Source organism: Candidatus Tokpelaia sp. (assembly GCF_008636115.1).
Classification (GTDB): Bacteria; Pseudomonadota; Alphaproteobacteria; order Rhizobiales; family Rhizobiaceae; genus QLZD01.
Window position 1 is genome coordinate 103,833 of sequence record NZ_QLZD01000023.1, and the last position, 10,328, is coordinate 114,160.

7 protein-coding genes, 2 tRNA genes and 1 pseudogene are annotated in these 10,328 nt (G+C 48.5%); 8 read left to right on the forward strand and 2 right to left on the reverse strand.

Annotated elements, in window-relative coordinates:
- Window positions 1-756: 756 nt before the first annotated feature.
- Window positions 757-1,974, reverse strand: a complete 1,218-nt coding sequence (locus DPQ22_RS03945; protein WP_150213337.1) for an NADP-dependent isocitrate dehydrogenase — start codon at window positions 1,972-1,974, stop codon at window positions 757-759.
- 282 nt (window positions 1,975-2,256) lie between these two features.
- On the opposite strand from DPQ22_RS03945, the gene DPQ22_RS03950 reads away from it, so the two are divergent.
- From DPQ22_RS03950 to DPQ22_RS03970, 5 genes are all read left to right on the forward strand, one after another.
- Window positions 2,257-2,823: a Csu type fimbrial protein gene (locus DPQ22_RS03950; RefSeq protein ID WP_150213339.1), complete on the forward strand. Its 567-nt coding sequence runs from the start codon at window positions 2,257-2,259 to the stop codon at window positions 2,821-2,823.
- 282 nt (window positions 2,824-3,105) lie between these two features.
- Window positions 3,106-3,858 carry a fimbrial biogenesis chaperone gene (locus tag DPQ22_RS03955; protein ID WP_190323135.1) on the forward strand — a complete coding sequence of 251 codons (753 nt, stop codon included), beginning with the start codon at window positions 3,106-3,108 and terminating at the stop codon, window positions 3,856-3,858.
- Window positions 3,859-4,208: 350 nt separating this feature from the next.
- Entirely contained in the window at window positions 4,209-6,815 is a 2,607-nt protein-coding gene (locus DPQ22_RS03960; protein WP_190323136.1) for a fimbria/pilus outer membrane usher protein, read from the forward strand.
- A 413-nt stretch (window positions 6,816-7,228) separates the two neighbouring features.
- Window positions 7,229-7,750: a L,D-transpeptidase gene (locus DPQ22_RS03965; RefSeq protein WP_150213345.1), complete on the forward strand. Its 522-nt coding sequence runs from the start codon at window positions 7,229-7,231 to the stop codon at window positions 7,748-7,750.
- A gap of 325 nt (window positions 7,751-8,075) precedes the next feature.
- Window positions 8,076-8,678 carry a rhomboid family intramembrane serine protease gene (locus DPQ22_RS03970; protein WP_190323137.1) on the forward strand — a complete coding sequence of 201 codons (603 nt, stop codon included), beginning with the start codon at window positions 8,076-8,078 and terminating at the stop codon, window positions 8,676-8,678.
- 39 nt (window positions 8,679-8,717) lie between these two features.
- On the opposite strand, the gene DPQ22_RS03975 is transcribed toward DPQ22_RS03970, so the two are convergent.
- Complete coding sequence (locus DPQ22_RS03975) at window positions 8,718-9,671, reverse strand: TrmH family RNA methyltransferase (RefSeq protein ID WP_150213349.1); 954 nt, start codon at window positions 9,669-9,671, stop codon at window positions 8,718-8,720.
- Between the two features lie 225 nt (window positions 9,672-9,896).
- Between DPQ22_RS03975 and DPQ22_RS03980 the strand changes: the two genes are divergently transcribed.
- From DPQ22_RS03980 to DPQ22_RS08835, 3 genes and pseudogenes are all read left to right on the forward strand, one after another.
- Window positions 9,897-9,981: transfer RNA gene (locus DPQ22_RS03980), tRNA-Tyr, on the forward strand.
- Window positions 9,982-10,012: 31 nt separating this feature from the next.
- Window positions 10,013-10,086, forward strand: a tRNA-Gly gene (locus DPQ22_RS03985).
- A gap of 166 nt (window positions 10,087-10,252) precedes the next feature.
- Window positions 10,253-10,328, forward strand: a pseudogene (locus tag DPQ22_RS08835) (GTP-binding protein); the annotation flags it as partial.

Consider the following 10,328-nt stretch of genomic DNA (forward strand, 5'->3'; position numbering starts at 1 on the left):
GAATTTGCAGCAAAATTTGGAAAAATGGAACAAAATGCCGTCCGCAGCGTTTTGAAACTACAGGGAGAAAGAAAATATAAGCTTTATCAGAAAATGCGGCCGAGACGCAACAGGCCATGCGGCCGGGCGAAAGCGATCAAGAATATAGCCTGTCAGAAACCGCAGGGGCGCGCGGAGCGTGCAAACCGCAGGGGCGCGCGGAGCGTGCAAACCGCAGGGGCGCGCGTAAGCCGTGCAAACCGAAGGGGCGCGCGTAAGCCGTGCAAACCGAAGGGGCGCGCGTAAGCCGTGCAAACCGCAGGGGCGTGTGAGCTGTGCAAGATACGATCAAGCCGCAACATGCCCGGCGCCCTTACCGTGGCAGGCCGCAGCATAGCTAATCAGAAAAATGAGCCAGGCAGTAGCCCAAAATTTGCTTTGGATCGGCAAGGCAATTTATCTCAAAACCGGCAAGGGCAGCCGCCGGCAACAGCCAAATGAAGCTGCAACAAACCTCCCGGCATAACCGGCCAGGCGCGTTAAACAGCGAAAAAAGCGCTGCCGCCTAAAGCCGGCAAATGAGCCTGAAGCATTCCGAAAGCAGACAGACCCCGGCTGTTTTCACGCAAGCACATAACCTGTTTTCGTGCTATATACGAATAAAAGCTCACAAACCACCGCTGCCCCCAGATTTTGTCAGGCAGATCCCGTCCTCAGGCAGATCCGGCGGCAAGGCAATAACTCTACTTGCCTCGCCGCGGCGGAAACCCGAAAATTCTAATGCGCGGCCACAGATTTTGCCAGATTTTCGGCAATTTTATCCAAAAAGCCGGTGGTAGAAAGCCAGCTTTGCTGCGGGCCGACCAGAATAGCCAAATCTTTGGTCATAAAGCCGGATTCTACTGTATCAATGCAGGCTTTCTCCAGCCTGTGAGCAAAGGTTTTCAGCTTTTCATTATTATCCAGCTTGGCGCGATGCGCCAGACCACGTGTCCAGGCAAAAATGGAAGCGATGGAATTGGTAGAAGTTTCCTGCCCTTTTTGATATTGGCGATAATGGCGCGTAACCGTGCCGTGAGCAGCCTCAGCCTCAACTGTTTTGCCGTCAGGCGTCATCAGCACAGAGGTCATCAGCCCCAGCGAGCCAAAGCCCTGAGCAACAATATCCGATTGAACATCGCCGTCATAATTCTTGCACGCCCAAACATAACCGCCAGACCATTTCAGGGCAGAGGCAACCATATCATCAATCAGACGGTGTTCATAAAACAGGCCGCGTTTTTCAAATTCGGCCTTGAATTCAGCGTCATAAAGCTCTTGAAAAATATCCTTGAAACGGCCGTCATAGGCTTTGAGAATAGTGTTTTTGGTAGAAAGATAAACCGGCATAGCGCGCTGGAGGCCGTAATTAAACGAAGCCCTGGCAAAATCGGTAATAGATTTATCCAGATTATACATGGCCAGCGCCACACCGGCACCCGGCGCGTCATAAACATTATGCTCAATGACCTTACCGTCTTCACCGACAAATTTAATAGAAAGCCTGCCTTTGCCGGGAAAAGTGAAATCTGTGGCTTTATATTGATCGCCAAAAGCATGACGGCCGATAATAATCGGCTTGGTCCAGCCGGGAACAAGGCGCGGAACATTTTTGCAGATAATCGGCTCGCGGAAAATCACCCCGCCCAAAATATTGCGAATTGTGCCATTAGGCGATTTCCACATTTTTTTGAGATTAAATTCTTTTACCCGCGCTTCATCAGGGGTGATAGTGGCACATTTAATCCCCACACCATATTTCTTAATGGCTTCAGCCGCATCAATAGTGACCTGATCTGCTGTCGCATCGCGGTTTTGTATCGATAAATCATAATATTTCAGGTCAATATCCAAATAAGGGAGAATCAGTTTTTCTTTAATATAACCCCAGATAATGCGGGTCATTTCATCGCCGTCAAGGTCGGCAACAGGATTTTCTACTTTGATTTTGGTCATTTTGCTACCCTTTTGTTACAGGCTTTCGCGCTTTACGCTTACGCCTTAAAATGAGGCAAAACAAGCAGGGCAGGGAGTTTTTAAACAGTCTTTCTTTAAATTATGAGGTTTATAGCCATAAGTTTGACAGGCAGCGGTGGCGAAGACGGCTATTTTACTGTAGTCACGGCATTATAGCGGTTCAAAGATAATTTTTATTGCTTTATGACAAAAAATCTATAGAAGATTGCAGTGCTCTTTAAATATTGTGTAATCAGAGGTAAAACGGGGAGAGGCAGTGAAATGCGTAAATTGAAAAAACCGGCAAATTTTGGTTTTTGCCTGGTGGTCGGGTTTTTTGCCGGCTTTATGCAAAGGCCGGCCTGGGCAGAAAATACTACAGCAAATTTGAATGTTTCTTTGGAAATTACGGCGGGCTGTTCTATCGGTTTTGGCGCTAATGGCGATGGCGAGGCCGGTGCGGTTAATTTCGGCTCTTTTATCAATCTGAATACGGCGCAATCTGCGCAGATTGCGCTTACTATCCGTTGCAACGGGGGCAGCAGCCTCAAATATAATATCGGCCTGGATCAGGGCAAAAATGCCACAAGCGATTATAAAAACCGTAATCTGGCGGCAAATATAGATGGAACAGTGCGTCTTATCGCCTATAATATTTACCGGGATAGCGCTTATAGCCAATTATGGGGGCCTATTGGCAGTGATGATGTTCTGGGGCCTGTCACTTACCCTGACAATGCCGATTCGGATACGCATCAGGTCTATCTTCTGGTTCCGCCAAAGACGGGGGAGACCCTTTATCCGGGGACATATACAGATACGGTTATTGCCACAATAAACTGGAGTTGACAGGCCCGAAACCGGGGGTAACAGGCTCGGTGAAAAAGCAATGCCAAATTGCGCCCGGACTTAAGAGAGATAAAGATTCGCTCGCCTCTTGTCCTCAAGGGGTGAAGTCGCCTAAGGCGTGGGCAGAGGGGGCGGTATTTGTTTAAATGCGGTAAAAGCGTGTTAACAAAGAGCTTCTCTGGTGAATATGTTTTGCCAAATGTGCCGGATCTGGTAAAATAGAAGCAGAGTGTTTGCACTTTATATTTTTTCCGGTGATTGCTGTTTATGGGTGGATATATCATGAAATATCGTTTTTTCTTTGTGTTTCTGGTTTCTCTGGGGGCTGTTTTCAGTTTTGTTGCCCAGCTTGCGGCGGCGAATTTGACGGTTATGCCAACCTCGCTTCGAATTGCGCCGCCGAAAGCTGCCGATATTGTTACGATTCGCAATGAGGGTCGCCGCCCGGTGAAAATGCAGATACGCCTTTTCCGCTGGGAGCAAAAGGGCGGCAAAGATGTCTATCACCCTGCGCAGGGTGTGGTCGCCACTCCGCCTTTCATCACTATTAAAGGCGGCGCGGACGGTAATATCCGTGTTATCCGCACGGCTAAAACAGCCGTCTCGGGAACTGAGAGCTATCGTCTGATTATTGATGAGCTGCCTTCATCGCGCGTGCGCGCCAGAGTAAAAGGGCAGGCGGCTTCAGTTGAGGTGGTAACACGGCAAATCCTGCCGGTGTTTTTTACCAGCACGCCGGAGCCCGGCGGCAATCACGGCGGCGGTGCTGCTGCTCCTCGCCTGTCTTTCCGCGCTCAGGCCGCGCGCGGCGGTTATGAAATTACGGCGATTAACGGTTCCAGGGCCGTTTTGCGTATAGGAGCTGTGTCTTTATGGGCGGGGGGCACGGAAATCGGCCGCTCCGGCCGAAGTGTCGGCAATGTTTTGCCCAAATCGGAGGTCAAGTTTTTCGTTCCGGCCAAAGGCGGCGGCAAACCGCAGGAAATACGGGTTTTAGAGGGTAAAGGTATAGAGGGAACTTACCCGCTGCAGTGACAGATTTTATATAAGTGACACATAAAGAGACGAAGGGTTCCGCGCGGATTTTTCGTCTCTTTGCTTTTATGTGGCGGCGCTTGATTGCTCTATGAACATTGTCTTAATAAAAATTGCAATTTAAAATAATAATCTGTTGCATATGAAAAAAATATATTGTAGAGCTGACGCAAGGGTAAGGGGGATATAGCCGGAAAATTCGCCGTTTTGTGAAAGCTTGAACAAAACGGGGAATGTTTGTGACACATAGCGCAGAATAGCTTGTATTGCGCTTGTTTTTTTATTTAATGCTGGAGTTGGGTCGAGTGGCGGGAAGCGGGACGGAGAACCGTATTAAACAATTTTGCAGGGTGTTTCGTGCGCTCTTTTCGGCGGGCAGTGTTCCTGCCGGTATTTTGATCTGCCTGCTTTCTCTCGGTAAAAATGCGCAGGCAGAAGGCATTGATATTTCTCAGGGCGTCGGCGATCCGTCTCTATCTGATGAGGCGCTTTCTACCGGTGCGGGGAAAAATGATGATATTTACCTGAATGCCGAAGTGAACGGCGAAATGCGCAAGGATATGTTTGCCTTTCGGCAGAAAGAAAACGGCGATTTTCTTATCAAGGAAAGTGAGCTGGAGACTATCGGCCTGCTGGCTGATAAAAAAGCTGTTGGTGCAGATGATTATGTTGATCTTGCTGCTTTGTCTGATATACGCGTAGATTATGACGCCGAAAAACAGGCTATTATTTTTACCACTTTGAGCGACAAGGCTCTGGCGCCTTATACAATCAGCGTTAATCGCTGGGCGGCAAAAGCGCGGCGGGGGGACGATATGGAAGGTAAGCCGCGCTCGGATTTGGCCGGTATTATCAATTATAATGTTTATGCCAATTCCAATTCAGAGAAGAAAATCCGCAAAGCTTTTGATTTGAACGGTGTTTCGGCCAATCTTGGCGGGCGTGTTTCCAGCCGCTTCGGTTCATTGGATAATAATCAGTTGCTGACCTATAGCGATAGCGGCCATGATGTTTATAAAAGTGTTCGCCTTGATAGTTACTGGTCTTATTCCGATCCGAAAAGGCTGGTAACTTACCGCGCCGGTGATCTTATCACCCGCAGTCTGCCGTGGAGCCGTTCTGTCCGTCTGGGGGGAGCCCAGATTCGCCGTAATTTCGGTTTGCGGCCTGATCTGGTCACCATGCCTTTGCCCAATTTCTCCGGCTCGGCTGCGGTTCCTTCTGCCGTTGATCTTTATATTAACAATGCCAAAAGGGCGACAGAAAATGTTCCTGTCGGGCCGTTTAATCTGACAGATTTGCCTGTTGTTTCAGGTAATAATGAGGCGAAGCTGGTGGTGCGTGACGCCCAGGGGCGTGAAACGACAACGACTGTTTCTTTCTTCGGTTCTTCTGAGCTTCTATCCAAAAATCTGTGGGATTTTTCGTTTGAGGTGGGGACGCCGCGCCGTAATTACGGCACGAAATCCGGTGATTATGACGATAAGGTCTATGCCACAGGCACAACGCGTTACGGCCTGAGCAATAATATAACGCTGGAGGGACATGCCGAAGCGGGTGAGAATTTTGTCAATGGCGGTGCCGGCACCGTATTCAGCCTGTGGGATTTCGGCACGCTTGCCCTGGCCGGCAGCGGCAGCTCTCATAAAAGCCAGACAGGTTCGCAATATTCAGTCGGCTTTCAGGCACAAAAATGGGGATTTTCTCTTACGGCGCGGACTCAGGGCGCTTCGCGCGATTATCATGATATTGTCTCTGTTTCGGCCGACAGGTCGGCAGTTGATTATGCTGATATGGATTATTACGGCTCCGATACGCTTTATGATGAATTTGTTTCTCCCGATCAAAGGAAAAATCGGAGAAGACGCCGCTATCGTGATTCGCAGGTTCCGAAAACCGCCAATCAGATAGCGCTTTCCGTGCCGCTGTTTTTTGACCCGGCTGCTCTCAGCTTTACGTATACGGAATCGAAAAGACGGGGCGAGGCGGAGTCGCGTTATGCCGGTTTTTCCTTATCGCGCAATTTCGGCCGCCGCATTTACGGCTATATGAACGGTTTTCAGGATTTACGGCATGATAAATCCTATAGCCTCTTCGCCGGTATGACGGTTACCCTGAGCGAGAAATATTCTGCCTCGGTAGATAGCACGACAGATCACGGCGGCACGAATATCAGCTCCAGCCTGACACGCCAAATGGGCAGCAATATTGGCGATTACGGCTGGAGTTTGCGTGATATTGAAGGCGGGGCACTTAACGACCAGCGCGGCGCTTCCGGTAATTATCGCAGCCGTTTTGCAACTTTTGCCGGTTCGGTTGAGCAGGTAGACGAACGTTACCGCGCTACCATCGATATGGACGGTGCCCTGGTTATTGCCGATAAAAGTATTATGCCCTCCAACAAGATTTATGATTCTTTCGCGGTTGTTAATGCCGGCGCGCCTGGTGTGCGTGTCGCCAGCCAAAATGTTTATTACGGCAAAACCGGGTGGAATGGCCGCCTGGTTGTGCCGAATTTAGTATCTTATCGCGATAATCGCTTGAGTATTGATGTGGATTCGCTGCCGCTGGATACGCTGATTACTGAAACTGACGCTGTGGTGGTGCCGGCCTATCAGAGCGGCGTTATCCAGCATTTCGGTGTTTCCGGCAAATCGGATTATATTTATGCGGCCTTGCAATATGCCGGGGGCGAAGCCGTGCCGACAGGCTCTTATGCTGTTATCGACGGCACCAATCAGGGTTTTGATATTGCTTATGACGGTATTGGCGTTTTGCCGACAAAAGGCGCTAAATATCCTATCCATCTGACAGTATATCTGCCGGAAGAAAAGGCCTGCCGGGCTGTGATTGCCAAAGCTGACAATAGCGGCCTGAGTGGCGGCGCTATTCCTGTAACCTGCACTCCTGTCCCCGGCACTGTAACGCCGCCGCAAATTGATGAAATACCGGCTTGAATATTTCTTTCCCGTCAAATTTATTGCCCTCCCTTACTGATTCTGCTTTTTATAGAAGCGATTTCGGGGCAAAAAGTCTGATAAGGGCAAGCCAGGCGCACAATATTTCCTTATTCTGCCAGAGTTCTTTTCATTTCTTTCTCTGCTATCCATAATAATACCCGCCATTTATCACCTAAATATGGCTTCCGCGGTGAAAGGCAAGGGGTCTGACAAGTAAATATTACTGTATTTCTGTTAACCTATATTTAATATTTTCTTAGATTGAAGAAAAAATTGCTCTTTAATTGTTTTTTTATTTTTGAAAAGGCCTTAGAGTTTTATATGAAAAGCTAAGGTCAGGGAGTGAGCCCGGTTTTCAGATTCTTCAGAAAATTGCCAATTTCCGGAATGCAAAGAGTTGGGGTTGAGTAATGTCTCAGAAAAAATTGATTAAAAATCTGCTTGCTCTCGGCCTGGTATTCTCTATATGGGGGATTTTCGGTTTTCATTCAGGCGAATTGGGAGAAGGCGGCGATAAAGAGCAGATAAATACAGGCAAAAGCCTCCAAACGACAGAAACGGAAACACCGCGCGAAGCTATTATAGTTGAAATCGACATAGCAAAACAGATAATGACCGTGCATCGTGACGGTGAGGTTTTATATATATGGAAAATTTCTACAGGACGCGCAGGCTATAAAACGCCTGGCGGCTCTTACCGCCCGCAGCGTATGTATACAATGTGGCATTCCAGAACTTATAATAATGCACCTATGCCTTATGCCATATTTTTTCATAATGGCTATGCTATTCACGGCACAACGGCCATTGGCCGGCTGGGATCGCCGGCTTCACATGGCTGTGTGCGCCTGGAAACTGCCAATGCCAAAGAATTATACAAGCTTGTAACCGCTGCCGGCGTCAATGAAACGCAAATTCTTGTCCTTAATTAAAGTCTCGGCTTTTGCCATTGTGACATATTTACAAAAATATAAAGAGAAACAGGGTAGTGGCGTCATAAAAGGGTGGAGGAAATAAGGTTGAGCGCATGGCCGGGCTTTGCCTTAAACGATAAATTCCTTTTCCGCCTGTTGGCCTTGCGCTACACGCATTTGATATATTGAGCCGGCACAAATCCAAATCAGCGGGGAGCAATAGCGCTTTATGCAAAAACATTTTTTACATGATAAAAGTGGGAATAAGCGGCAAAGAGAAAGGATTTTCAACCTTCCGCTCGTGATTATTGTGTTTTTTGCAGTATGTTGCCTGGCTTATATTATGCCCGCTTATTTACTGTCTCCCGGCAAGAGTGAAGAATTTTTTGCTTTTTTCGGTTTTGTCCCTGTCCTGTTTTTGCATAATCATGATGTAATGACGCAAATAAGTGCGGTCAGCTATTCTTTCCTTCACGGCAATTTTGCCCATTTGGGGTTGAATATGGTGTGGTTTGTTGTTTTCGGTACACCTCTGGCCAATCGTTTAGGCGGCACTTTTTTTATTTTATTCTGGTTTTTTACCGCTTTTATCGCCGCTATGATATATTGTCTGGCACATTTTGACAGTGAAACCACACTTATCGGTGCTTCAGGGGCGATTTCCGCTATGATGGGCGCTTCGGCGCGGTATGATTTCCAGACTATTGGCGGATCCTACGTGCCGGGGGCGATTTTATCGATAAAAAAAGCCTTATTGTCACATTCTGTAATTCTGGTTATGGGCAGTTTTGTGACGCTTAATTTCCTGACAGCTATTGATCAGTGGATAACAGGCTATGCCGGTAATCCGGCCGGCATAGCCTGGGAAGCGCATATTGGCGGCTTATTGGCCGGCTTTCTGGTCATCGGCTTTTTTGATAAATGGACTCATAATTTCAAGACCTGAATTATGCAGGCAGGCCAGGGCAGGGAAAGCCGCAGCCTTTCAGGCCTGCTTATGCCGACAGGCGGCGTAAAGAGCAATGGCGGCAGCATTAGAGACATTGAGCGATTTAATCGCCCCCGGCATATCGAGCCGCGCTACAACAGAGACAGTTTGCCGTGTTTTTTGCCGCAAACCCTTGCCTTCCGCCCCCAGAACAACGGCAATTTTCTTTCCCGAAAAGGCGGATTCCAATAATTTGTCCCCCGCCGAATCAAGGCCAATAGTCTGAAATCCTGCTTTATGCAATTTCTCCAGTGTTTCGGCCAGATTGCGCACATTTAAATGCGTTATTTTTTCCAGCGCGCCTGAAGCTGATTTTGCCATAACACCTGTTTCCTGCGGCGAATGGCGCATTGTGGTAATAAAAAAATCGGCGTTAAACGCCACCGCCGAGCGCATTATGGCGCCGACATTATGCGGATCTGTGATCTGATCAAGCAATAAAATCAGAGACGATTCGCCAAAATCATCATTATATTGCGGCCTCAAGGCCTCTGTTTCCAGGGCAATGCCCTGATGGACTGCCTGTGAACCAAGAATCCTGTCTAATTCCTTCGGTTCTACAATGGTAATCGGCACAGAAAAACACAGCTTTTCTGCCGGATATATATTTGATCTTGATTCGCCCGGCTGCGCTGCCGGCGTTTTTTCATGGTGAGATAAAGCCCGATTATCATCGGCAGCAACGAGGGAGGAAGTGCCGGCAGCGTCCTGTTTTTGCTGTAGCCGGTCATAGGCATTTCTGGTTAAAAACAGGCGATGCAGGACACGGCGGGGATTATTCAGCGCTGCTTCAACCGTGTGAAAGCCGTAAAGCCAAAGCTGCTCCGCCGCCGGCTTTTTAGCGCGAAATTGCGGCTGCCGCTGCTCTGCGCTTTGTTGTTCAGCCTTATTGCTGCGATGCCGGCGCCGCAGGCGGGCATAATGCGAATCTTTTGCCGTTTTCTCTTTCATATAATATTCTCACAAGGCTTTCAGCGCTCTTGAATTATCAGGCGCAACAGGAATTTCCGCCAATTTGGCATTTATTGCGGGAGTTTGCAATTAAGCTGTTGACAGAAAGGGTTCTTACCGCCATAAGTGCCCTGCAGCCGGGTATTGGCGAGGGATTTGCCTTTGCGGCCTTTGTCATGACGTGCTGTTTCGCTTCGGCGCTACTGTTTATGCCGGGATTCCAATGGAGGGATGCCCGAGTGGTTAAAGGGGACGGACTGTAAATCCGTTGGCTTTGCCTACGTTGGTTCAAATCCAACTCCCTCCACCATTTGCCTGTTGAAATGATCGCGTGTGAGCCGGCGGGTATAGCTCAATGGTAGAGCAGCAGCCTTCCAAGCTGAATATGCGGGTTCGATTCCCGCTACCCGCTCCATAGGTCTTGACTTGGGGAAATGGCCGCAAAATACGGAAAATTTGTCCCGATTCCTGTGAATTTTAATGTTTTTTGTTGACATTTGACACACGCCGCTTTAAACGGCAGAGAGCAATATTTACAGGACAGGCTTCTGTTTGGGCTTTCAAAAGAGAGAGTGAAGGCAATGTCGAAGAGCAAGTATGAACGGACTAAGCCGCATGTCAACATAGGGACGATTGGTCATGTAGACCATGGGAAGA

Bases quoted from the DNA above. Each gene is read 5' to 3' on its own strand.
- DPQ22_RS03970 (WP_190323137.1), top strand. From the start codon at position 8,076: ATGCCCGCTTATTTACTGTCTCCCGGCAAGAGTGAAGAATTTTTTGCT.
- DPQ22_RS03955 (WP_190323135.1), top strand. From the start codon at position 3,106: ATGAAATATCGTTTTTTCTTTGTGTTTCTGGTTTCTCTGGGGGCTGTT.
- DPQ22_RS03975 (WP_150213349.1), bottom strand. From the start codon at position 9,671: ATGAAAGAGAAAACGGCAAAAGATTCGCATTATGCCCGCCTGCGGCGC.
- DPQ22_RS03945 (WP_150213337.1), bottom strand. From the start codon at position 1,974: ATGACCAAAATCAAAGTAGAAAATCCTGTTGCCGACCTTGACGGCGAT.
- DPQ22_RS03965 (WP_150213345.1), top strand. From the start codon at position 7,229: ATGTCTCAGAAAAAATTGATTAAAAATCTGCTTGCTCTCGGCCTGGTA.
- DPQ22_RS03950 (WP_150213339.1), top strand. From the start codon at position 2,257: ATGCGTAAATTGAAAAAACCGGCAAATTTTGGTTTTTGCCTGGTGGTC.